This is a genomic window from Actinoplanes solisilvae, from assembly GCF_003999975.1.
Lineage (GTDB): Bacteria > Actinomycetota > Actinomycetes > Mycobacteriales > Micromonosporaceae > Actinoplanes > Actinoplanes solisilvae.
On sequence record NZ_RJAC01000012.1, the window covers coordinates 55,628 to 77,818 of the forward strand.

The following is a 22,191-nucleotide window of genomic DNA, read 5'->3' on the forward strand; positions in this document are numbered from 1 at the left end:
GGCTGATCTCGCGACGGCCCGCCTGCGGATTACGAGATCACGGCGCTCAGGGCGGGGTACCAGCGGTCGGCGATCTTGACGCTGCCCGCGTTGTTGGGGTGGACACCGTCGTACGTGTCGGTGGCGGGGACGAAACCGGTCCACTGGTCGACGACCGTGATCGGAGACGCGGCCGTGGAGAGGCCGGACGCCCAGCCGGGGATGCCGGCGTTCAGGTTGACCACGCGCTGGCCGCATTCGGCGCAGTTCGAGGCGTTCATCGGGATGATCTGAGCCACGAGGATCTTCATGGCCGGGTTCGCGGATCGCATCTGAGAGACCAGGCGGGTGTACGCGGCCAGGATCGTCGACGGCGCGAGATTGCTCCAGACGTCGTTCGTGCCGAAGTGCATGAGGACGACATCGGGGTCCGAAGCGGCCAGCCACCCGACGAGCTGGTTCTGGTCGGCGACGGTGGTGACCAGCGCGCCGCCGTGCCCCTCGTTCTCGCCGTCGTAGGGGAAGCCGCAGCCCTGTCCGGGGAGCGTGCCGACGAAGTCGACGTCGGCGGCGGGAAGTTTCTGCCAGAGCAGGGCACGCCAGCAGCCCGGTGAACCGGTGATCGAATCGCCCAGCGCCATGATCTTCACGGGCCCGCCGGACGGGGGAGTGGTCGGTGGTGTCGTCGGGGTGCCGGTGCAGGGCGTGCCGTTCAGCGCGAACGACGCGGGCGCCGGGTTGCTGCCCGTCCAGGAGCCGTTGAACCCGACGCTCGCGGTGCCGTTGGTCGTGAGGGAGCCGTTCCAGGCGGCGTTGCGTACGGTCACCGCCGACCCGGACTGGGTGACCGATCCGTTCCAGAGCTGCGTGATCGTCTGTCCACTTGTGAACGTGAACGTGAGGGTCCAGCCGGTGAGCGGGTCGCCGAGGTTGGTGATGTCGACGCTCGCGCCGAAGCCGCCCGGCCAGGTGCTCGCGACGGCGTAGCGGACCTGGCAGCCGACTGCGGCGTCCGCGCTGGTCGCGGTGGCTACGGCGGTGGTGGTGAACAGGGCGGTGGCCGCCGCGAGGGCGGTCAGTCCTCGTCGATGCATGGGCCTCTCCGACGGGTATCGATGGCAGTGGATTCCCGCACTATGACATGGGAGCGCTCCCAGCCCAAGCTTGACCTTCGCCGTGGAACGCGGCACCCTGAGAACGTTTCCATTTACGTATATCGATCTAAGGATCCTCCCGTGGCCAGAAGAGGCAAGATCGCAGCGGTCCTCGCCGTCGCCGCCGTCGGCGCGGGTGTCCTGGTGGCGACCCGGGCCGAGGCGGCCGCCGGATGCCAGGTGCGCTACACGATCGCGAGCTCGTGGCCGGGCGGCTTCGGGGCCACCGTGGACGTCACCAACCTCGGCGACCCGATCAACGGCTGGACGCTCGCCTTCGCCCTGACCGGCGATCAGACGATCACGCAGCTCTGGAACGGGTCGCTCACCCAGTCGGGTACGGCCGTGTCGGTGCGCGACGCCGGCTGGAACGCCGCGCTGGCCACGAACGGCAGCGCCGGTTTCGGCTTCAACGCCGACGGTGCGTCGGTGACACCGGCCGGGTTCACCCTCAACGGTGTCGCCTGCACCGGCACAACCCAGCCGACAACGCCCCCACCGTCCACGCCGCCGACGCCCCCGCCGACCACGCCACCGACCACTCCGCCGCCGGCCACTTCGCCGCCCACGACTGTCGCGCCGGCCGACGGCAAGCAGCGCGAGGCCCTCGACCGCGGCGTGATCAGCGTGCGCTCCGGCTCGGCCAACCTGGTGAGCTGGCGCTGGCTGGCCACCGACCCGTCCGGCATCGCGTTCAACGTCTATCGCGGCACGACCAGGCTCACCGCGTCGCCGATCACCGGTTCGACCAACTACCTCGACTCCGGCGGGGCCGCGAACGCCGCGTACACCGTACGCCCTGTTCTAGGTGGGGTGGAGCAGGCCGCCTCGTCGGCAATGACGTTCGGCAACGGCTATCTGGACGTGCCGATCCAGAACCCGAACAGTTCCCTGTACGCCGCCAACGACGCGTCCACAGGCGACCTCGACGGCGACGGAAAGCTCGACCTGGTGCTCAAGTGGGAGCCGCTGAACGCCAAGGACAATTCGCAGTCCGGCGTGACCGACGTGGTCTACGTCGACGGTTACCGCCTCGACGGAACCCGGCTGTGGCGCGTCAACCTCGGCCGCAACATCCGGGCCGGGGCGCATTACACCCAGTTCCAGGTGTACGACTACGACGGCGACGGCGATGCCGAAGTAGCCATGAAAACCGCCGACGCGACCGTCTCCGGCACCGGCCAGGTCATCGGAAGTTCGAGCGCCGACTACCGCAATTCGTCCGGCTACGTATTGAGCGGTCCCGAATACCTGACGATGTTCGACGGCCGTACGGGTGCCGCTCTGTCCACAGTGAACTACGAGCCCGCCCGTGGCACCGTCTCCTCCTGGGGCGATTCCTACGGCAACCGGGTCGACCGTTTCCTCGCCGGCACCGCCTATCTCGACGGCGCCCGGCCGAGCCTGATCATGGCCCGTGGCTATTACACCCGCAGCGTCATCGTCGCCTGGGACTTCCGCAACGGCGCCCTGACCCGCCGTTGGACGTTCGACAGCAACAGCTCCACCAACAGCGGCACCGCCGGACAGGGCAACCATCAGCTCTCGATCGCCGACGTGGACCGCGACGGCCGCGACGAAATCGTCTACGGCTCACTCGCCATCGACGACAACGGAGCCAAGCTCTGGAACACGGGCCTCGGCCACGGCGACACCCTCCACGTCGGAGACCTCGACCCATCCCGTACGGGGCTGGAGGTCTTCAAAGTCTCGGAGGACTCGAGCAAGCCGTCATCGTGGTTCGCCGACGCCCGAACCGGCCAGATCTTGTGGAGCACCCCCGCGAGCGGCGACAACGGCCGAGGCGTGTCCGCCGACATCTGGTCGGGCAGCCCCGGGGCCGAGTCGTGGTCGTCCGCGCCCTCCGGCGTACGCAGTCCTTCGGGTGCGGTAGTCGCCGGCCGCAAGCCCAGCTCGACGAACTTCGTGATCTGGTGGGACGGCGACGCTCAGCGGGAACTCCTCGACGCCACCCGAATCGACAAGTACGGCACGTCCGCCGACACCCGCCTGCTGACCGCCTCCGGCGTCCACTCCAACAACGGCACCAAATCGACCCCGTCGTTGAGCGGCGACCTGCTGGGCGACTGGCGCGAGGAGGTCATCTGGCCCACCTCGGACAACACCGCCCTGCGCATCTACTCAACCCCGACACCGACCGACCGCCGTGTGGTCACCCTCCTGCACGACATCCAGTACCGCGAGGCCCTGGCCTGGCAGAACACGGCTTACAACCAGCCTCCGCACCCGAGCTTCGCCCTGTCGTAAGTCACTGAGCATTGTTCGGCGGATCCGGACGAGTCTCAGCCGCCCGGGCACGTCTGATGGCCGCCGCTGTAGGCGACGCAGGTGTTCTCCGGGGTGGGATCGGTGCGCGCCTTCAGGTCGGCGAGGGCCTGAATCCCGTAGCCGGCCACCAGCAGCAACAGCACGGTGACCAGCCCGGCCCGGAACCGGGACGACCGGCCGCGCCGCAGGGTCAGCGCGGCGGCCGCGGCGGCGCAGAGGCCGGCGACGATCCAGGCGAGGGCCCGTCCTGATTCGTCGTCGGCGAAGGAGTCGGGCAGCAGGCTGACGAACGACGCCGGGCTGGCCAGCAGCAGGGCGCCGAGCGCCAGCAGCGCCGCGAAACCTCCGAGAACGACGCCGGCGAAGAGGGCGAGGCCGCTGGGTTTGCTCACGCCACAACATTATCGGCCGTCGATCGGAGCCGGTGCACCAGCGGGAAGCCGGAAAGCAACTGGATCGCCCTGCGGGGCGAGCTCGCGCATGCTCGACGTATCCGGGCCTTGCCGCTGCGACCAGATCGACCGCAGCGTTCAGTGATCGAGACCTTCCTACGCCGGTTCACGCTCCCCGCCGGTCCGGGGCGTCAACCGGATGATCGGCATCTCCCGGTCGGTCTTGGCCTGATAGCGCCCGAACCGGGGTGCGGCGGCAAGAATCAATTCCCAGGCCCGCGTACGCTCGTCGCCGTGCAGTTGCACGGCGGTGACCTCTTCGACGTGGTCGCCGAGCGCGACCTGCGCGTCCGGGCGGGCGGCGAGGTTGTAATACCAGGCCGGGTTGTCGGCCGCGCCGTTCGCCGAGGCCACGATGAGCCGGCTGCCGTCCGGGGCGGGGAACCAGCCGACCGGGCTCGTCCGCGCCTGCCCGCTGCGCCGCCCCACGGTGGTGAGAAGCAGGACGTTGAAGCCCGCCATCCTGCCGTCCCCGCTGCGGCGAACCCGCTTCGCCATCAGCCTGTTCCCGAACCGCAGCAGCCACCCGCCCGGCTGACGGGTCCCGCGCGTGCCTCGCCGTGTATCGAACGTCAACGCTGGCTCCCCTCTACGATCCTTGCCATGATTCTTCGACACGTGACGGTCGACAGCTCGGAACCTTACGAGCTTGCTCGCTTCTGGAGCGAGGCCACCGGCTGGCCCCTGGGCGACGGCGACGGGCCCGGTGACGACGAGGTGCTGGTCGACGCGCCGGCGCCGATCCCCGGTCTGCTGTTCATCCGGGTGCCCGAGGCGAAGTCGGTCAAGAACCGTCTCCACATCGACTGGATGCCCGACGAGCGCACCCGCGACGAGGAGGTCGACCGGCTGACCGCGCTGGGCGCCAAGCTTTTCGAGGACCACCGCACCCCGGACGGCCTCGGCTGGGTGACCATGCAGGACCCGGAGGGCAACGAGTTCTGCGTGGAGCGGAGCACGCGCGAACGCGCCTGAACCTGGCACACCCCACTCTTGCCCCCGAGGAAAGAGTGGGCGTATGTTTCCTGCACGGAAACATTTGCCCCCGAGGAAGGTGGTCGACGTGCGTGCTGACGAAGCCCTCGCTGAAATGCACCGGCGCAACCAGCAGACCCTGTCGCAGGGCAGTCCTCGCCGCTTCCCGGCCTGGTTCACGTACGGCACCGCTGCCGCGCTGACGCTTGTCTGGGCCGGCTCAGACCTGACCGGGTGGGTCGCCGGGGTCGTCTCCGGCGTCGGTGTTCTTCTGATCGCGGCGTTGACCACCGGTCTGGAACGCGTCACCGGCGTGCGGTTGCGGATGCGCGCGCTCCGCTGGACTCCGCTGGTTCTGCTCACCGCGGCCATGCTGATCACCGCCATCGTGGTCGGGTCCGTGATGCGGCTGCTCGACGTGCCGGTGGCCAACACCATCGGCGGGCTCGTGGCCGCTCTCGTGTGGGTGATCGGCATAGGGCCCGCGCAGGCCGCCGCGGCCACCAAGCCGCATCCGGCATGACCAGCCCGCGGCCGCCGGGCTTCAACGAGGTGATGCACTTCCCGGTCCGGCTCTCCATCGTGGCCCTGCTCGCGCCCGCGGCGCAGGTCGAGTTCAGCTATCTGCGCGAGGCGACCGGTCTGAGCGACTCGGCGCTGAGCAAACAGCTGACCACGCTGCAGGAATCCGGCTACGTCGAAGTCCGTCGCACCGGGCGGCGCGCGACCGTGCGGCTCACCGGCACGGGTCGCAGCGCGCTGAACGATCACGCTCACGCGCTGCGCGTTCTGCTGGGCGACGCCTTCGGCGAAACCCCGGCCGAGCCCAGCGGAAGCGTGAGGCGCGCCCCATAAGACGGGGCGAGCGGGCGGCTCACGATCGCTGTGCGCCCCGCCAGGCCTTGGCGTTGCGGGCCTTGGCGTTGCGGGCGGCTGGGCGTTGCGGGCGGCTGGGCGTTGCGGCCCTGGCGTTGCGGTCGGCTGGGCGTTGCGGGCGCTGGCGTTGCGGGCAGCTGGGCGCTGCTACTGGGTGGGCGGTTCGGCGCTCGGCGGTTGGGCCCGCGGCGATTCGGCGTCGGTGAACGGAATTGTTGGCCTGAGTCTGTAACGGAGGAGGGGCAGCCGGACATCGTCATGGTGACGGCGGTGGGGTGTGGGCGAGCGGAGGTCGGATGCGGCAGGCGCGGCAGGAGGATCGGGCGGCGTCGTCGTGGTTCGAGCGGGTGTTCGCCGAGCACTACGAGCTTGTCGCTCGGTACGCGTTGCGGCGGACCGGGGGATGGGAGGACGCGGCTGACGTGGCGGCCGAGACGTTGCTGATCGCGTGGCGACGGCGAGAGCAGGCGCCTGAGGGGGACGCGGTCCGGCTGTGGCTCTACGGCATTGCTCGCCGCGTGGTGGCCAATCATGTGCGCGGCGGGCGGCGACAGGAATATCTGATCGCTCGGCTCCGGTCGGAGCCTGCGCCGGCCGCGGCAGCCGACAGCGGCGTGAACGGAACCTCGGACGTTCTGAACCGGATGAAGCCCGGCGATCGGGAGATCCTCATCCTGATCGCGGTCGAGGGGCTCAGTCCGGCCGAGGCCGCCGTCGTGCTCGGCTGCAGCGCGGTCTCGGTCCGCGTGCGCCTGCACCGAGCGCGAGCCCGGTTCGCTCAGATGCTGTCCGCGACCGACCGGACGTGAACGGCCGATGTAACGCTCGGCTGGTGGCCGGACATGAACCGCTGCGAGAGTCACACGCCATTTCGAGGAGGCGGCGCCGTGCGTCGGGAAGAGAAGCAACGCGTTGACGAACTGGTGCGCCGGGCCGTTGAGCTGTCGCCCGGAGACGTCGCCCGGCTGATCGACTCGGAAACGCGGCGTTCGGTGCTGGAAGGCGTTCGGCGATCTGCGGCGCAGGAGGCGCGAGGAATGGTGCGGGAGAGCGGCGAACGGCCGGCCGGATTCGATGCCCGGCCTCCCGGGCCCAGCGACGACGACCGGGCGGCCAGGGCGGGAAGCCGGCACGTGATGCTTGACGACGGTGACCTACGGGGACCTGCCGCCGAGGTCGTGCGGCGGCCGGGCCGGGGACGGCTGGTGCTGGTCGCGGCTGGTGTCGTTGTGGTGGTGGCCGCCGGGGTTCCGTGGGTCCTGACCGCGGGCGGCTCGGAGACAACCACTCCGGACGCCACCGCGGCGGTTGCCACGGCTTCCGCCGCCGGCTCGGCCCTCGACCGCTACACCGCCTCGGATCTGCGGTTCTACCAGCCGTTCCGGCCGGGCCAGGCTTCGCTGCTGGTCCCGCAGCCGGTCACTCTCGAGGCGGCCTTCGCCGAAGCCACCGTCACGGTGGTGGCCGAGGTCGCCGGTGTGCGGGCCGGTCGCAGCATCGGCGACCTGCAGCATGTGGAAGTGGAGCTGCGGGTGAAACAGGTGCTGCGGGGTGCGCTGCGGCCCGAGCTGAACGGAGTGGTCCGGGTCGAGTTCCCCTCGGTTTGGCGGCCCGCGTCGATCGAGGCGACGGCCGCCTCCATGCGGGAGCGGCTGCCCGAGAACCCGGGCGTATGGCTGCTGCGCTGGCAGGGCGAGCCTCCGCCGACTCGAAAGCCGGGCGCCCGGCTTGACGACCCGACGGCCGACAAGAGCCTGTACCGGCCGATCCATCCCAACATCGGCGTTTTCGTCCAGGGCGAGGGCAACGTCGTCGCCGCGACCGCTCAGGCCGGCCCGGCCCGGGATGCCCAGCGAGAGGGTGAACAACTGCGTCACCTGAGCGACCTGGTGGCGAAAGTCAAGTCCTGAAGCGCGACCCCCCGGATGGAGGCGTCGAGAACCTGCGCCGTGTGGGCGAGCCCGATCGTGCCGCCCTGACGGCGCAGGGACGCGGCGACCTGCATGAGGCAGCCCGGGTTGGAGGTCACCAGCAGCGAGGCGCCGGTGGCCAGCACGTTGGCCGCCTTACGATCGCCGAGTTCGGCGGCGGGCACGGGGTTGAGGATGTTCCAGATGCCGGCCGAGCCGCAGCACAGCTCGGGGTCGGCGATCTCGCGCAGGGTCAGGCCGGGAATGTCGCGCAGCAGCGAGCGGGGCTGCGCCCGCACGCCCTGAGCGTGCCCGAGATGGCAGGCGTCGTGATAGGCCACCGTGACCGGCAGCGGATGGCGCGGCGCGACCGGCCCCAGCTCGACCAGCAGCTCGGTCAGATCGCGTACCTTGGCCGCGAAGTGGCGCGCCCGAGCCGCGTAGACCGGGTCGTCGGCGAGCAGTTCGCCGTACTCCTTCAGCGACGACCCGCAGCCGGCCGCGTTGACCACGAAGTAGTCCATACCCGTGTTCTCGAACGTGTCGATCATGCGCCGGGCGAACCGTTCGGCCTCCGCACGTCGTCCGTTGTGGACGCTCAGCGCCCCGCAACACCCCTGCCCGGCCGGGATCACCACGTCGCACCCCTCCGCGGCGAGGATCCGTACGGTCGCGGAATTGACCTCGGGGAAGAAGGCGCCCTGAACGCAGCCCGTCAGCATCCCCACGACGGCCCGCCGCGTTCCCTTGGCGGCGACGCGGCGCGGTGGCGGCGGCACCTTGCGCAGACGGGGCGCCAGCGATTCGAGCGTGGCCAGCGTCGGCCCGAGCCGGGCGAGCAGTCCCGAACGCGCGATCAGCCCTTGCAGGCCCGAGCTCTGGTATGCCCGCAGCGGCCCCCGCAGCAACCGGAGCCGCCGGGGATAGGGGAAGAGCGCGAAGATCGCCGCACGCAGGGCCCGGTCGCGGGACGGCCGGGTGTGCCGTCGTTCGACCTGAGCGCGCGTGTCCTCGATCAGCCGGTCGTACTTGACCCCCGACGGGCACGCCGACACGCACGACATGCAGCCGAGGCAGCGGTCGAAGTGCTCGACCATCGAGTCGCTGAGCGGCTCCCCGTTCACGCCTTCGTTCATCAGGTAGATGCGTCCGCGCGGCGAGTCGGCCTCCGCACCCCACAAGACGTACGTCGGGCAGCTCGGCAGGCAGAATCCACAGTGCACACAGTCGGCGATCAGCGCGGCCGACGGCGGGTGTTGATCGTCAAACGCGGAGACAGCCGATCCGAGCACATCTCGAGGCGGCTCCCCGGTGCCCCACGTCGCGTCGATCATCAGATGCCTCCCACGAATCGCCCCGGTGCAAAACGGTGTTCCGGATCGAACCGGTCCTTGATCTGGCGCATCAAAGCGAGCCCCGGCACCGGCCCCCACATGTCCAAAATGTCGCGGATGCTGGAAGGCGCCGTCAGCACGACCGCGTGCCCGCCACTGCGTACGCAATGAGCCCGCAACCGCTCCACCTCGGTGATGTCCCGAGCCGCCGCATAGAGCACCCCCGTCGCCGCCGACCCCCGCACCGCCGACCCCGACGAGATCAACGCCGGCACCTTCGACAACGGCACCGACAGCTTCATCCCGATCTCGTCCCCGGCCCACGGATAACGCGCCCACCAGCGCGGCGCCTTCTCGCTGACCTCGCCGGCCAGCAGTTTCCCGACCAGAGCCGACCTTTCCCGTACGCCCTCAGGCGTGCCCTCGAGCAGCACGGCCAGCTCACCCGTCGCCGTGTCGACCTCGATCGCCGTCGGCGCCACCCGGGCGGCCAGGATCGCGGGCACCGCCTGCACGGGAGCGGTCGACCTCACGTACGCGGAAGCCCCGGGCCGCGGATGCAGCCGGAACACGCACTCGGTGATCAGCCCCAGAGTCCCGTACGAACCGGTGTAGATCTTCCCGAGGTCGTAGCCCGCCACGTTCTTGACGACCTTGCCCCCGGACTTCGCGACTTTGCCGTCGGGCCGCACCACGGTGATGCCGATCAGCAGGTCGCGCGCCGTCCCGTAATGCAGCCGCCGCGGCCCGCTCGCCCCGGTCGCCACCGTCCCCCCGACCGTGGCCCCGGCGGGCGCGTCGATCGCCAGTTGTTGATCACCCAGCTTGAGATCGCCCAGAGAGGTCCCCGCCTTGAGCACCGTGATCAGATCGCCGGCCGCGTGCTCGACCATCCCCGCCAGCCGCCGCGTGTCGATGATCAGGTCAAGGGCCCGGGGCTGCACTCCCCAGTGGATCTTCGTTCCGCCGCCGCGGACCACCACGGCCAGCCCTTTGCTCGCCGCGACCACCGCGGCCGCCTCCTCGGTCGACGCCGGCGAGGCGACCAGCCGGGCCGGCACCCCACCCACGTGATCGTCGTCGCCCGCGGGCCGGGTCAGCTCGTCGAGCGCGCCCATCAGTAGACCTCCACCCCGGGAAACCGTTCCGCGATCTTGCCGCCGGGCCGCTCGCCGCAGAGCCGGGGCGTCGGGAAGACCTTGCCCGGGTTCGACAGCGACGCCGGGTCGAAAGCGCAGCGCACGAGCTGCATCGTGTCGAGATCGTCGTCGGTGAACATGCGCGGCATGTATTTCGCCTTGTCCATGCCGACGCCGTGCTCCCCGGTGATCGAGCCGCCGTACTCGATGCACAGGTCGATGATCGCGCCCGACACCGTCTCGGCCCGCTCGGCCTCGCCGGGCACCCGCGCGTCGAAGAGCACCAGCGGATGCAGGTTGCCGTCGCCCGCGTGGAAGACGTTGGCGACCCGTACGCCGTGGTCGGAAGCCACCTCGGTGATGCGTCGCAGCACCTCGGGCAGCGCGGTGCGGGGGATCACGCCGTCCTGCACGATGTAATCGGGGCTGATGCGGCCCACGGCGGCGAAGGCCGACTTGCGGCCCTTCCAGAACAGTGCCCGCTCGGCGTCGTCGGCCGCGATGCGGATCTCGAAGGCGCCGGAGTCTCGGCAGAGTGCGGTGACCTGATCGAACTGGGCCTCGACCTCGGCCGTCGGCCCGTCGAGCTCGACGATCAGCACGGCGGCCGCGCCGGGCGGATAATCGCAGGCGACCGCGGCCTCGGCGGCCTCGATGGCGAGCGCGTCCATCATCTCGATCGCGGCCGGCACGACCCCCGCCGCGATGATCGCCGACGTGGCCGCGCCGGCCTGGTCGATGCTCGGGAAGGCGGCCAGCAGCGTGCGCACCGACTCGGGCAGCCGGGTCAGGCGAACGGTCACCTCGGTGGCGATGCCGAGCGTGCCCTCCGACCCGACGAACGCGCCGATCAGGTCGTACCCCGGCGGGTCGAGCGCCCGCCCGCCGAGCCGCACGAGATCGCCGGACGGCGTGACGATCTGCAGACCGGTGACGTGGTTGGTGGTGAAGCCGTACTTGAGGCAGTGGGCGCCGCCCGAGTTCTCGGCCACGTTGCCGCCGATCGAGCAGATCTGCTGGCTGGACGGGTCGGGCGCGTAGTAGTAGCCGTACGGTGTGGCGGCCTTGGTCACCTGCAGGTTGATGACGCCGGGCTCCACCACGGCCCGCTCGTCGGCCGCCGCGATCTCGACGATGCGCCGCATCTGGGCCGTCACGATCAGCACGCCCTCGGCGTGGGGGAGCGCGCCACCGGACAGGCCCGTGCCGGAGCCGCGGGCCACAAACGGAACCCCGGCCTCGGAGCATGCCCGGACGACAGTGGCGACCTGGGTGGCGGTGTGCGGCAGCACGACCAGGGCCGGGATGACCTTGTAGTGGGCGAGGCCGTCACACTCGTACGTCCGCAGCTCCTGCCGGTCGGTGACGACCTGCTCGGCGCCGAGCTCGGCCCGCAGCCGCTGGGCAAGCGCATCGATGTCTGCCATGCCGGCCTCCTCGCCTGTCCCGCTCGCGCCAACCTATCCCGTCGCGGACATTTCGTCACTCAGAGTCGGATCCCGTGCCGTCTCGGTAGCGGTTCCGGCACCGCGCTCGGCCGCGCGGAGCGGTCTGGAAGGATGTCCCGATGTTCGTGACCGGAAGAGTCGCCCGCATGACCGTGACCGGGGTGTGTGCCCTGCTCGTGGCGGCCGGATGCTCGTCGGACGACGAGCCCTCGCCCGAGCCGGCCGGGCTCATCGCCGCCACCACCATGCGCGGCGCGCTGCTGCAGGCCGCCGAGATCGGGCCCACCTGGACGCCACCCGCCCAGCCCGGCGACCCGAACAAGCTGGTCAGCCTCTGCGGCGGCGCCGCGACCACGCCGAGCGTGCCACCCGGCGGCGAGGTCGTCGCCTCGTCCTTCGTGGACGAGGGGACCAAGGGCGCACAGACGCTCGACCAGACCGCGCTCGTCTACGGCGACGTCACCCTGGCCGGCGCGGCCCAGACCGCGCTGCGGGCGGTCGCCGACGGGTGCAAGCCGGACATCTCGATGCCGGCCACCGTCAACGACGAGAAGTCCGAGCCGGCCTACACCGAGACCACCGAGATCAAGACTTTGGACGAGGCCGGATGGAAGGGCTTCGTCGTCATCCGCCACAAGCAGTACGAAAAGGCGCACCCCGGTTCGGCCGACACCGCCGTCGCCGTCCTGAACAGCCGGAATGTCGTGCTTGTGGACCAGTACGCGCTTTACCGCATCGGTAACACGAGCCCGGCCACGAGCTTTGACGCCGACTGGCAGAAGCTTGTCGGGTCTGTCGTCAAGCGCGTCGGATAGCCCGGCGGGATAGACACGACGGCCGGTAGTCGTCTAATGTTCCGAGTGCGCCGTTGCGAGTTCTTCCCCCGTGGAATTCGCAGCGGCGTCTTTATGTTTGTCAGGCATCACGGCTCCCAGGTGATCCACAGGTGATCGAACCCTCGGATCGTCAGACTGTTGCGCCGCTGAGCTCCGTCCGTGAGCCGCATCCCCGGCATCCGTTCGAAGAGCCGCGGGAAGGCGATCTGCGCCTCCAGACGCGCCATCGGAGCGCCCAGGCAATAGTGCATCCCACCGCCGAACGACAGTGACGCGTTGTCGCCGCGCCGCAGGTCGAGCCGGTCGGGATCGGTGAAACGACGCGGATCACGGTTCGCCGCCCCGGTGTAGGCGACGATGCGCTGACCCGGTTCGAGCCGCACCCCGGCCGCGGTCGTCGGCTCCAGGACCGTACGGTCGATGTTCTGCACCGGCGAGTCGAAACGCAGCAGTTCCTCGACCGCGGCGGCGGGGTCGGCGTGCAGATCGGGCAACTGCGAAGGATGTTCGAGCAAAGCTGCGAGGCCGTTCGAGAGCAGGTTCGTGGTGGTCTCGAAGCCGGCCGCGAACAGCAGCCCGGCCATGGTCAGAAGCTCGTCCTCGGTGAGCCGGTCGCCCGCCTCCTCGTGGCCGACCAGCGCGCTCATCAGGTCTTCCCGCGGCCGCCGGCGCCGCTCGGCCGCGAGCCCGGCCAGATAGTCGCGCACCGCCCGCGCCGCGGGGTCGGCCTTGAGCAGCACCTCGGGCGTGATCTCGTCGAGGACCGCCGACCAGTCCTGCACCAGGTGCTGGAACTGGGCGCGGTCGGCGTGCGGGATGCCGAGCAGCTCTCCGATCACGTTCAACGGCAGCGGGAACGCGAACGCCGGCACGAAATCGGCCGGGCCCTCGGACGCGCGCGCGGCCAGGTCGTCGATCAGATCGTCGATCATCCGCGTCGTCGCGGGCCGCAGGTCGCGCACCCGGCGAGCGGTGAAACTCGACGCGACCAGCCGCCGCAGCCGGGTGTGGTCGGGCGGGTTGATGCCGAGCAGGCTGGTGAAATAGCCGTAGAGGGCGGGGTGCTCGGCCCAGTCGGCCAGGCCGGCGTGCGGCAGCAGGTCGACCGGCATCTTGCCGAGGTGATGATCGCGCGAGACGGCCGTGCAGTCGGCGAACCGGGTGACGATCAGGGTGCCGTCGTCCTCGCGCAACAGAGGACCCATCTCACGCAGCCGGGTGTAGTGACCGTAGGGGTCCTCGCGCCCGGCCATGGTGGTGAGCTCTTCCAACAGGGTCGTAACCTCGCGACCTTCCACAATGCTCGCCACGACTTGACCATACAAGCTGGGGCTTGAGCCGTGGAACGTCGTGTTCTAGGCTTCACCGGGTTCGTCAACCACAGTTTATGACGCCTGCATCGGGGGATGTGCATGGATGCGAGCCTCGCGTCCCTGCTCATGGCGTCATCGGCTCCGAGGTGATCTCAGGGAGGCGTGGGTGGGCGCCTTCTCCATCGCGGGAAAACTGGACAGGTTGTTCAAACAACTGCGGCCGGAGCCCAGCTACATGGCCGTGGCCGAGGCTGTGCGCTCCGACCAGGGCGTCTCGATCTCCCACACCTACATCTGGCAGCTGCGCACCGGCCGCCGCGACAACCCGACGATTCAGCACCTGACCGCGCTCGCCATCTACTTCGGCGTGCCGGTCGCCTATTTCCTCGACGACGAGCACACCACCCGCATCGACTCGCAGCTCGACATGCTGCGCACCATCCGCGACGCGGGCGTCACCGAGCTCGCGTTGCGCGCGGCCGACGTCTCGCCACGCGGCCGCGACACGATCAGCGAGCTGATCCGGAAAGTGTGGGAGTCCGAGCGGGAGTCCCGAGAGCCCGGCTCACCCGGCTGAGCCACGCGACCTCCTCGGCCATCGACGGCCCGACCTCGGCCCACACGCCCGGCTCGTCCAGCGGCGGCTGCCCGTCGGCGCGACGATGGAGCGCTTCCACGATGGCGGCCGCCTCCTCGGGCGGGGACGGGCCGTGCGGTGCCGTGAACGGCCGCAGCGCCAGCATGCCGTCGCGGATCTCGATCACCCGCCGGTAGAGCCGCAGGTGCACGTCGTCGACCCCGGCGAGCTCGATCACCGCCCGCCGCGGCGTGAACAGAATGACCTCGGGGAACGCGCTCTGCATGGCCTTCCACAGCGGTCGCAGCACGATCAAGGACCGATAGGCCGCGTACGCCGCCCGCGCGCGGCGGGTGGCCGGGACGAGCAGCCCGGCGACGGTCAGGATCAGGCCGCCGGTCTGCACCGACATGCCGATCGGTTCGACGACCGAGAAGGCGACCGACGCCCCGAGGTTGTTCGCGAGGATCAGCGACCCCTTCAGTGCCGCATAGCAGGCGACCAGGGCGGTGCCGCACGACGTGACCCGCAGCCCGACCCGCGGCAGGCCGCCCGGCGCCTCGCGACTGATCCGCCAGAACAGCGCCGACGTCGTGACCAGCACCGTGCCCAGGTAGGCCTCCAGCACCACCCAGTACGCCACCACGCCCCAGCCCTGCTCACCGGCGAGCAGTTCGGCCTCGGTGTCGATGCCGCCCGCGACCACGTCGAACGCGATCAGCGCGGCGAGCACCGACAGGAGCAGGGCGAGCTGCCGGGCCCGTACGCCGGTGTGGGTCACCAACGCGATGAAGCGCAGCAGGAAATAGGCCGAGGTGACGCCGAGCAGGTGAGGCAGGATCGGGGTCTCGATGTGGGCCGCCACCGGCGGGAACGACACGGTCTTGGCCAGCGCGATCGCGCACACGGCGGTCCACAACGCGCGCTGACGCCGGTCACGCCAGAGCGTCGGCAGCCGTACGATGGTCGCGCCCCACAGCAGCACCAGCAGCGCGACGGCGAGGATCACTCGAAGCCCAGGGCGTCGGCGAACCGTCCCAGAGTGGTGCTCGGTCCGCGGGCGGATCGGCCCCGGATGAGGGAGGCCATCATCTCGGCCTCGCGCTCCTGCGCGTCGGTGTAGCCGACGCGGCCGAGCATGCGCCGCACCGCCCCCGGGTCGAGGTCGGGGAAGAGCCGGCCGATCGCGGCGTCGGCGCCGGAGTGTCCGCAGAGGATGTGCGAGAGCTCGTGCAGCACGATGTGCTCGGCGTGCAGCGGCGACGTGCCGGGGTCGTAGAAGACGTGGTCGGCCCGCTCGGTGCCGATCCACAGGCCGCAGGGTGCCTCGGCGCTGAGCCCGGGCACGGCCCGCCGGATCAGCGGGCGGGCCCGTAACGCGGCCACCTCGTCGCAGAAATCGTCGAGGTCGAAGGGGTCGGGCACGCGCAGGCCCCGCAGTCTCGCCTCGCAGCGCCGCCGCAGTCCCTCCACCGCGGCCACGCTACTCGCCCGGTTCGCTGCGCGGAACTGCGCGGAGAAAGCGCTTACCGAACAGAGGGTGTCGGGGGCCTGTGGAAAACCCCACGCGACGGTTAACTATTCGGCCAACATCTGCATAGCCTTACGAAACTTGGGGCAGGAACCAGTTCGGCCGCGGAATCGAAACCGGAGGTGGCTGGCGATGGAGAAGTACGTCTACGACTTCGCCGAGGGAAACAGGGATCTGAAAGACCTTCTTGGTGGCAAAGGTGCCAACCTCGCGGAGATGACCAACCTGGGCCTGCCGGTGCCGGCCGGCTTCACCATCACCACCGAGGCGTGCCAGCGCTTCCTCGCCGCCGGCGCGCACATCGACGGTCTCGACACCGAGATCGACGCGCACCTGGCCGCCCTGGAAGACGCGATGGGGCGGAAGCTGGGCGACCCGGCCGACCCGCTGCTCGTGTCGGTGCGCTCGGGAGCCAAGTTCTCGATGCCGGGGATGATGGAGACCGTGCTCAACGTCGGGCTCAACGACGTATCGGTCGTGGGCCTGTCGCGGCAGGCGGGCGGGAACGACCGCTTCGCATGGGACTCGTACCGGCGGCTGATCCAGATGTTCGGCAAGACCGTGTGCGACGTGCCGGGCGCCTCGTTCGAGGACGCGCTTCACCAGGCCAAGGTCGCGAAGGGCGTCAAGGACGACGTGCAGCTCGACGCGGAAGACCTGCGCGCCTTGGTCTCGGCGTACAAGAAGGTCTTTGTCAAGCATGTCGGGCACGACTTCCCGCAGGACCCGCGGCAGCAGCTCGACCTGGCGATCGAGGCGGTCTTCAAGTCGTGGAACGCCGAGCGGGCGGTGCTCTATCGCCGGCAGGAACGCATTCCGGCTGACCTGGGCACGGCGGTCAATGTGGTGGCGATGGTCTTCGGCAATCTCGGGCCTGATTCCGGTACGGGCGTCGCGTTCACGCGGGACCCGGCGACCGGCGAGAGCGGGATCTACGGCGACTATCTGCAGAACGCGCAGGGCGAGGACGTGGTGGCGGGCATCCGCAACACGCTGCCGCTGGCCGACCTGGAGAAGATCGACAAGAAGTCGTACGACGAATTGCTGCAAATCATGGCGACCCTCGAGGGGCATTACCACGACCTGTGCGACATCGAGTTCACGATCGAGCGCGGCAAACTGTGGATGCTGCAGACGCGGGTCGGCAAGCGCACCGCGGCGGCGGCCTTCACGATCGCGGCGCAACTGGTCGAAGAAGGCATGATCGACCTCGATGAGGCGGTGACGCGGGTCAATGGCGCGCAATTGGCGCAACTCATGTTCCCGCGCTTCGACCTCGCCGGGGAGCCGACACCGCTGACCCGCGGTGTGGGGGCGTCACCGGGGGCCGCATTCGGGTCCGTCGTATTCACGTCGGCCGACGCCGTATCGCACGCGGCCGCCGGTGAATCGGTGATTCTCGTACGCCGCGAGACGAACCCCGACGACCTGCCCGGCATGATCGCGGCGCAGGGGATCCTCACGTCCCGCGGCGGCAAGACCTCACACGCCGCCGTCGTCGCCCGCGGGATGGGCAAGACGTGCGTGTGCGGCGCCGACGAGGTCGAGGTCGGGCACGACCAGTTCACGGTCAACGGGCAGGTCGTGCACGAGGGCGACGTGATCTCGATCGACGGCACGACCGGCCGGGTCTACCTCGGCGAGGTGCCGGTGCGACCGTCCGAAGTGGTGCAGTACTTCGAGGGCGATCTCGACCCGGCGCTGGCCAACGAACCGCTGGTCGCCGCGGTGCACCAGCTCATGACGCACGCCGACTCCGTCTCTCGCCTGCGGGTGCGGGCCAACGCGGACACCGGCGCCGACGCGGCCCGGGCGCGTCGGTTCGGGGCGCGCGGCATCGGACTCTGCCGTACGGAACACATGTTCCTCGGCGATCGGCGCGAACTGGTCGAGAAGCTGATCCTGGCCCGCACCGCGGTCGAGCGCGACGACGCCCTGGCCCGGCTGCAGCCGCTGCAGCGGGCCGACTTCCTCGAGATCTTCCGCGAGATGAACGGGCTGCCGGTCACGGTGCGGTTGATCGACCCGCCGCTGCACGAGTTCCTGCCGTCGCTCGAAGAACTGGCGGTGCAGGTGGCGGTGGCCAAGGCGCGCGGCGAGGAGTCGGCCCGCGACGAGCGGATGCTGGCGGCCGTGCGGCGCATGCACGAGCAGAACCCGATGCTCGGCCTGCGGGGCGTACGGCTGGGGCTGGTCATTCCCGGTCTGTTCGCCATGCAGGTGCGGGCGATCGCGGAGGCGGCGGTCGCTTTGGCGGCTGAGGGCGGGTCGCCGCGGCCCGAGATCATGGTTCCCCTCGTCGGGGCCGTCCAAGAGCTCGAGACCGTACGGGCCGAGGCCGAGAAGATCATCTCCGAAGTGGTCGGGGATTCCGGGGTCGAGGTCCTGATCGGCACCATGATCGAGGTGCCGCGGGCGGCGCTGACCGCGGGACAGATCGCGGAGGCGGCCGAGTTCTTCTCCTTCGGCACGAACGACCTGACGCAGATGGGGTGGGGCTTCTCCCGCGACGACGTGGAGGGCGCGTTCTTCTGGCGCTACCTGGAGCTGGGCATCTTCGGCATCTCACCGTTCGAGTCCATCGACCGTGACGGGGTCGGGCGCCTCGTGCGGATCGCCAGCGAGGAGGGGCGGGCGGCCAGGCCGGGCCTGAAGCTCGGCGTCTGCGGCGAACACGGCGGCGACCCGGAGTCGGTGCACTTCTTCCACGAGGTGGGCCTCGACTACGTCTCCTGCTCGCCGTTCCGAGTACCGGTCGCGCGTCTGGAGGCCGGCCGGGCCGCGATCGAGTCGGTCGGCTCCGACCACCGCTGATCGGCCCGCTGTTCCTCCACCCCTTCCCCCGCGCCTTCCCGGCGGCTCACGCGAACCGCGTGAGCCGCCGGGTTCGTTTGCGCGGCGTTTCGTCGGCTTCGCCCGATGCGGCGCCTCCTTTCGGGCACCGATCCGAGCGAGGAGCCAAAACTGTCAGTGGGTGGGTTTAGCGTCGGGTTCGTTCAGCAGTCGTACCCGTTCCCAGCCAAAGGAGCCTGCGATGGCGTCCCAGCTCAACCCCTACCTGACTTTCAACGGCAACGCGCGCGAGGCGATGGAGTTCTACCGCTCCGTCCTCGGTGGCGAGCTCACGGTCAACACCTTCGGCGACTTCGGTGCCCCCGACCCCGCCCTGGCCGACAAGGTCATGCACGCCGCCCTGACCACGCCCAAGGGCTACCTGTTGATGGCCTCCGACACCGCCCCCGGCATGCCCTTCAACCCTGGCAACACGATCACCGTCAGCCTCTCCGGCGACCCTGGCGAGGGCCTGGAAGACGTCTGGGAAAAGCTCGCTGACGGCGCCACCGTCACAATGCCGTTCGAGAAGCAGATGTGGGGCGACCTCTACGGCCAACTGATCGACAAGTTCGGCACCCCGTGGATGGTCGACGTCGTTTCCGCTCAGTAAGCCGCCGGCCGCCGGTCGCCCTGGCCGGCGATCAGCTCTTCGGCCGGCCGTCCTCGTAGTGAACTGGCCGACCGCCTCCGGACGCCCTCCTGGTGACCCGGGCGGCCGGCTCGCGGCGATTACTCAGGCCGGGGCACGGCACAGATTCGTCGTGGCGATGGCGACAATGCGCTGTCCCGTGCGGCCGTCCACCTCGAAGAGCTCGATCGCGCCGCCGACCTGGTCACTCGTCGACGCGCCCTGCTCGGCGCCCCGGCACAGCTCGTAACCGTTGTCGAGCGCGGCCTTCTCATCTGTCACAAGCCCGGCATCCAGATTGCGCAGCGCGTTGATATATGTCGCCTCGTCAGCCACTGGCGGACCGGCCGACGGGCTTTCGCCGGCAACGGCGGCGACGTCCCCCGTGCCGATGCCCGGCTCGCCGCCCCCGGAGTTTCCCGCTGAGCAACCGGCGAGCGCGCCGAAGCAGCCCAGCGCGAGCGCCATCGCACCTGTAACGACCAGACGTGCCCTCATACGGCGTCCCCTCGCTCCCAGGAAGCGATCTTCGCCGCCCGCACCGCTGAGGACGCTACGGTCCACACGCCCCGGCCCACTACCGACAGCAAGCCGACATTCTCCGCCAATCGGGCGACAGTCACCCCCGGGACGGACACCGGCCGCCCCCGCGCGGCCAGGCCCCGGGCCTGGACGTGCGGCCGGCCGAGCACTCGCCTTACAAGCGAAGGGTCATGAGCCGGCCGAGCACTCGCCTTACAAGCGAAGGGTCATGAGCTGTCAGTCGTAGTCGGGTGATGGGGGTTCGGCGTCCCAGTCGTAGTCGGGCGGCTCCTCGTCGAAGGTGTGGGCCGGTGGTGCCGGCTCCGGCTCGGCGGAGCGGGACGTGACGGCGGGGCGCCGAGTAGCCGGCGCCGGGGCCGAGGCCCGCGAGGGCTGCGTCGCGGCGGCGCGGGCTGCGGGGGCGGCCGGGGCTGCGGCCGACCCTGCGGGGTCGGCGCCGTTGAGGGTGTCGAGCACCTGCTGGCCGAACTTGGTGAGCTTGCCCTGGCCGACGCCGCTCACCGTGCCCAGCTCGGCCAGGGTTTTCGGGTTGAGGGTGGCGATCGCCCGCAGGGTGGCGTCGTGGAAGATCACGTAGGCGGGCATGCCCTGTTCCTTGGCCACGCCGGCCCGCCACGCCCGCAGACGCTCGAAGACCGAGGTGGCGGCGGGGGACAGGTCGCCGGCGGCGACAGCGGGCGCGCCCCCGGCCGTGGTGGCGCGCTGCCTCGGGGCCTTGATCTTCGTCTTGGGAGCCTCGCGGCGCATCATCACCTTGGTCTCGCCGCGCAGGACGCTCGAGCTGGCGTCGGTGAGGACCAGGGTGCTGTATTCGCCCTCGACGGCCAGCAGACCCGCGGCCAGCAGCTTGCGGACCACCCCGCGCCACTCGGCGTCGCGCAGCTCGGTGCCGATGCCGAAGACCGAGAGCTCGTGGTGGCGGAAGCGCTGGACCTTGTCGGTCTCCTTGCCGAGCAGGATGTCGATCGACTGGCCCGCGCCGAACTTCTGACCCCGCTCGCGTTGCAGCCGCAGCACGGTCGACAGGAGTTTCTGCGCGGGGACCGTGCCGTCCCACGACTCGGGCGGGGCGAGGCACGTGTCGCAGTTGCCGCAGTTGGCCTCGGACGCGGTCTGGCCGAAGTAGTTGAGCAGTTGGGACCGCCGGCACGTCACCGTCTCGCAGAGGGCGAGCATCGCGTCGAGGTGCTGGCCGGCGTTGCGGCGGTGGGCCAGGTCGCCGTCGGAGCTCTCGATCATCTTGCGCTGCTGCACGACGTCTTGCAGCCCGTAGGCCAGCCAGGCCGTGGACGGCAGCCCGTCGCGGCCGGCGCGTCCCGTCTCCTGGTAGTAGCCCTCGACGGATTTCGGCAGGTCGAGGTGGGCCACGAACCGTACGTCGGGCTTGTCGATGCCCATGCCGAAAGCGATCGTCGCCACCATGACCAGCCCGTCCTCGCGCAGGAAGCGGGACTGGTTGGCCGCGCGCACCCGGTTGTCGAGGCCCGCGTGGTAGGGCAGGGCGTTGACCCCGTTCTGGACGAGGAACTCGGCTGTGCGCTCGACCGAGGCGCGGGACAGGCAGTAGACGATGCCGGAGTCACCGGGGTGCTCGGTGCGCAGCAGGTCGAGCAGCTGCTTGCGCGGCTCGTTCTTGCCGACGATGCGGTATTGGATGTTGGGCCGGTCGAAGCTGGCCGTGAAGTGGCGCGCGTCGGTGAGCTGCAGCCGGGTGGCGATCTCGTCGCGCGTGGCCGTCGTCGCCGTGGCGGTGAGCGCTATGCGCGGCACGTCGGGCCAGCGCTCGTGCAGCATCGACAGGTTGAGATAGTCGGGCCGGAAGTCGTGGCCCCACTGGGACACGCAGTGGGCCTCGTCGATCGCGAACAACGAGATCTTGCCGCGGTCGAGCAGCCGCTGGGTGGCCGGCACGCCCAGACCCTCGGGCGCCACGTAGAGCAGGTCGAGGTCGCCGTTGACGAACTCGGCCTCGACCAGGCGGCGCTCGTCGTAGTCGAGCGCGGAGTTGATGAAGTTGGCCCGCACGCCGGCGGTGCGCAGCGCGTCGACCTGATCCTGCATCAGCGCGATCAGCGGCGAGATCACCACGCCCGTGCCCGGGCGCACCAGCGCCGGGATCTGGTAGCACAGCGACTTGCCGCCGCCGGTCGGCATCAGCACGAGCGCGTCGCCGCCGCCGGCCACGTGCTCGATGATCTCGTGTTGCTGACCGCGGAAGGAGGGATAGCCGAACACCCTGTTGAGGACGTCGACGGCCGCCGAGCCTTGAGCGGGAACCTGGGATGCCGAAGTCACTCCGCGACAGTACAGAGGAACGCGGCCTTCGTGCGAAGCCCTGTGGACAACGTCGAAATGTGGATAACTCCCAGCCG

The 22,191-nt window shown here is 70.1% G+C and carries 21 protein-coding genes; 10 read left to right on the forward strand and 11 right to left on the reverse strand.

What is annotated here, in order from left to right; genetic code table 11:
- Positions 1–29: 29 nt before the first annotated feature.
- The gene (locus tag EER30_RS49765) at positions 30–1,073 is read right to left on the reverse strand and encodes a cellulose binding domain-containing protein (protein ID WP_127503388.1); all 1,044 of its coding nucleotides are present in this window, start codon (positions 1,071–1,073) and stop codon (positions 30–32) included.
- A 141-nt stretch (positions 1,074–1,214) separates the two neighbouring features.
- On the opposite strand from EER30_RS49765, the gene EER30_RS26855 reads away from it, so the two are divergent.
- A complete protein-coding gene (locus EER30_RS26855) occupies positions 1,215–3,401 on the forward strand; it encodes a rhamnogalacturonan lyase family protein (protein WP_240670320.1) in 2,187 nt (728 codons plus the stop codon).
- Between the two features lie 35 nt (positions 3,402–3,436).
- On the opposite strand, the gene EER30_RS26860 is transcribed toward EER30_RS26855, so the two are convergent.
- Complete coding sequence (locus tag EER30_RS26860) at positions 3,437–3,814, reverse strand: hypothetical protein (RefSeq protein ID WP_127503390.1); 378 nt, start codon at positions 3,812–3,814, stop codon at positions 3,437–3,439.
- Positions 3,815–3,970: 156 nt separating this feature from the next.
- Positions 3,971–4,372, reverse strand: coding sequence for a nitroreductase/quinone reductase family protein (locus tag EER30_RS26865; protein ID WP_240670321.1), 402 nt, complete (start codon positions 4,370–4,372; stop codon positions 3,971–3,973).
- 105 nt (positions 4,373–4,477) lie between these two features.
- On the opposite strand from EER30_RS26865, the gene EER30_RS26870 reads away from it, so the two are divergent.
- The 5 genes from EER30_RS26870 to EER30_RS26890 all read left to right on the forward strand — a co-directional run bounded on the left by EER30_RS26870 (position 4,478) and on the right by EER30_RS26890 (position 7,635).
- Positions 4,478–4,849 (forward strand): VOC family protein, encoded by a 372-nt coding sequence (locus tag EER30_RS26870; RefSeq protein ID WP_127503392.1) that lies wholly within the window; start codon positions 4,478–4,480, stop codon positions 4,847–4,849.
- 88 nt (positions 4,850–4,937) lie between these two features.
- Positions 4,938–5,372: a hypothetical protein gene (locus EER30_RS26875; protein WP_127503393.1), complete on the forward strand. Its 435-nt coding sequence runs from the start codon at positions 4,938–4,940 to the stop codon at positions 5,370–5,372.
- Positions 5,369–5,704 (forward strand): transcriptional regulator, encoded by a 336-nt coding sequence (locus tag EER30_RS26880; protein ID WP_127503394.1) that lies wholly within the window; start codon positions 5,369–5,371, stop codon positions 5,702–5,704. The genes EER30_RS26875 and EER30_RS26880 overlap by 4 nt, the downstream gene beginning before the upstream one ends.
- 317 nt (positions 5,705–6,021) lie before the next feature.
- Positions 6,022–6,534: an RNA polymerase sigma factor gene (locus EER30_RS26885; protein ID WP_127503395.1), complete on the forward strand. Its 513-nt coding sequence runs from the start codon at positions 6,022–6,024 to the stop codon at positions 6,532–6,534.
- A gap of 78 nt (positions 6,535–6,612) precedes the next feature.
- Positions 6,613–7,635, forward strand: a complete 1,023-nt coding sequence (locus EER30_RS26890; RefSeq protein WP_127503396.1) for a hypothetical protein — start codon at positions 6,613–6,615, stop codon at positions 7,633–7,635.
- Here the strand turns inward: EER30_RS26890 and EER30_RS26895 are convergent.
- From EER30_RS26895 to EER30_RS26905, 3 genes are read right to left on the reverse strand one after another with little or no spacing between them, the layout of a single operon-like run.
- Entirely contained in the window at positions 7,599–8,969 is a 1,371-nt protein-coding gene (locus EER30_RS26895; RefSeq protein WP_127503397.1) for a (Fe-S)-binding protein, read from the reverse strand. The genes EER30_RS26890 and EER30_RS26895 overlap by 37 nt on opposite strands.
- Positions 8,969–10,087: an FAD-binding oxidoreductase gene (locus EER30_RS26900; RefSeq protein ID WP_127503398.1), complete on the reverse strand. Its 1,119-nt coding sequence runs from the start codon at positions 10,085–10,087 to the stop codon at positions 8,969–8,971. Before EER30_RS26900 ends, EER30_RS26895 begins: the two co-directional genes overlap by 1 nt.
- A complete protein-coding gene (locus EER30_RS26905) occupies positions 10,087–11,535 on the reverse strand; it encodes an FAD-linked oxidase C-terminal domain-containing protein (RefSeq protein WP_127503399.1) in 1,449 nt (482 codons plus the stop codon). Before EER30_RS26905 ends, EER30_RS26900 begins: the two co-directional genes overlap by 1 nt.
- 140 nt (positions 11,536–11,675) lie before the next feature.
- Here EER30_RS26905 and EER30_RS26910 point away from each other — a divergent pair, with 140 nt between their 5' ends.
- Positions 11,676–12,371 carry a hypothetical protein gene (locus EER30_RS26910; RefSeq protein ID WP_127503400.1) on the forward strand — a complete coding sequence of 232 codons (696 nt, stop codon included), beginning with the start codon at positions 11,676–11,678 and terminating at the stop codon, positions 12,369–12,371.
- Positions 12,372–12,478: 107 nt separating this feature from the next.
- Here the strand turns inward: EER30_RS26910 and EER30_RS26915 are convergent, their stop codons facing one another.
- On the reverse strand, positions 12,479–13,702 hold the full coding sequence (locus EER30_RS26915; RefSeq protein ID WP_240670322.1) for a cytochrome P450: 1,224 nt from the start codon (positions 13,700–13,702) through the stop codon (positions 12,479–12,481).
- A 169-nt stretch (positions 13,703–13,871) separates the two neighbouring features.
- Here EER30_RS26915 and EER30_RS26920 point away from each other — a divergent pair, with 169 nt between their 5' ends.
- On the forward strand, positions 13,872–14,282 hold the full coding sequence (locus tag EER30_RS26920; RefSeq protein WP_127503401.1) for a helix-turn-helix domain-containing protein: 411 nt from the start codon (positions 13,872–13,874) through the stop codon (positions 14,280–14,282).
- Here EER30_RS26920 and EER30_RS26925 read toward each other — a convergent pair.
- Together EER30_RS26925 and EER30_RS26930 are read right to left on the reverse strand one after the other, a co-directional pair.
- Entirely contained in the window at positions 14,215–15,291 is a 1,077-nt protein-coding gene (locus EER30_RS26925) for an MAB_1171c family putative transporter (protein ID WP_127503402.1), read from the reverse strand. The two genes, EER30_RS26920 and EER30_RS26925, sit on opposite strands and share 68 nt — an antisense overlap.
- Positions 15,288–15,755, reverse strand: coding sequence for a hypothetical protein (locus EER30_RS26930; protein ID WP_240670323.1), 468 nt, complete (start codon positions 15,753–15,755; stop codon positions 15,288–15,290). Before EER30_RS26930 ends, EER30_RS26925 begins: the two co-directional genes overlap by 4 nt.
- A 190-nt stretch (positions 15,756–15,945) precedes the next feature.
- On the opposite strand from EER30_RS26930, the gene ppdK reads away from it, so the two are divergent.
- Together ppdK and EER30_RS26940 are read left to right on the forward strand one after the other, a co-directional pair.
- Positions 15,946–18,627 (forward strand): pyruvate, phosphate dikinase, encoded by a 2,682-nt coding sequence (gene ppdK, locus EER30_RS26935; RefSeq protein WP_127503403.1) that lies wholly within the window; start codon positions 15,946–15,948, stop codon positions 18,625–18,627.
- A gap of 220 nt (positions 18,628–18,847) precedes the next feature.
- A complete protein-coding gene (locus EER30_RS26940) occupies positions 18,848–19,258 on the forward strand; it encodes a VOC family protein (protein ID WP_127503404.1) in 411 nt (136 codons plus the stop codon).
- A 123-nt stretch (positions 19,259–19,381) separates the two neighbouring features.
- On the opposite strand, the gene EER30_RS26945 is transcribed toward EER30_RS26940, so the two are convergent.
- Together EER30_RS26945 and recQ are read right to left on the reverse strand one after the other, a co-directional pair.
- A complete protein-coding gene (locus EER30_RS26945; protein WP_127503405.1) occupies positions 19,382–19,744 on the reverse strand; it encodes a hypothetical protein in 363 nt (120 codons plus the stop codon).
- A 291-nt stretch (positions 19,745–20,035) separates the two neighbouring features.
- A complete protein-coding gene (recQ, locus tag EER30_RS26950; protein WP_127503406.1) occupies positions 20,036–22,114 on the reverse strand; it encodes a DNA helicase RecQ in 2,079 nt (692 codons plus the stop codon).
- Positions 22,115–22,191: the final 77 nt, after the last annotated feature.

Bases quoted from the DNA above. Each gene is read 5' to 3' on its own strand.
- EER30_RS26910 (WP_127503400.1), top strand. From the start codon at position 11,676: ATGTTCGTGACCGGAAGAGTCGCCCGCATGACCGTGACCGGGGTGTGT.
- EER30_RS26865 (WP_240670321.1), bottom strand. From the start codon at position 4,372: ATGGCGAAGCGGGTTCGCCGCAGCGGGGACGGCAGGATGGCGGGCTTC.
- EER30_RS26945 (WP_127503405.1), bottom strand. From the start codon at position 19,744: ATGGCGCTCGCGCTGGGCTGCTTCGGCGCGCTCGCCGGTTGCTCAGCG.
- EER30_RS26940 (WP_127503404.1), top strand. From the start codon at position 18,848: ATGGCGTCCCAGCTCAACCCCTACCTGACTTTCAACGGCAACGCGCGC.
- EER30_RS26885 (WP_127503395.1), top strand. From the start codon at position 6,022: ATGCGGCAGGCGCGGCAGGAGGATCGGGCGGCGTCGTCGTGGTTCGAG.
- EER30_RS26880 (WP_127503394.1), top strand. From the start codon at position 5,369: ATGACCAGCCCGCGGCCGCCGGGCTTCAACGAGGTGATGCACTTCCCG.
- EER30_RS26895 (WP_127503397.1), bottom strand. From the start codon at position 8,969: ATGATCGACGCGACGTGGGGCACCGGGGAGCCGCCTCGAGATGTGCTC.
- EER30_RS26905 (WP_127503399.1), bottom strand. From the start codon at position 11,535: ATGGCAGACATCGATGCGCTTGCCCAGCGGCTGCGGGCCGAGCTCGGC.
- EER30_RS49765 (WP_127503388.1), bottom strand. From the start codon at position 1,073: ATGCATCGACGAGGACTGACCGCCCTCGCGGCGGCCACCGCCCTGTTC.
- EER30_RS26900 (WP_127503398.1), bottom strand. From the start codon at position 10,087: ATGGGCGCGCTCGACGAGCTGACCCGGCCCGCGGGCGACGACGATCAC.
- ppdK (WP_127503403.1), top strand. From the start codon at position 15,946: ATGGAGAAGTACGTCTACGACTTCGCCGAGGGAAACAGGGATCTGAAA.
- EER30_RS26870 (WP_127503392.1), top strand. From the start codon at position 4,478: ATGATTCTTCGACACGTGACGGTCGACAGCTCGGAACCTTACGAGCTT.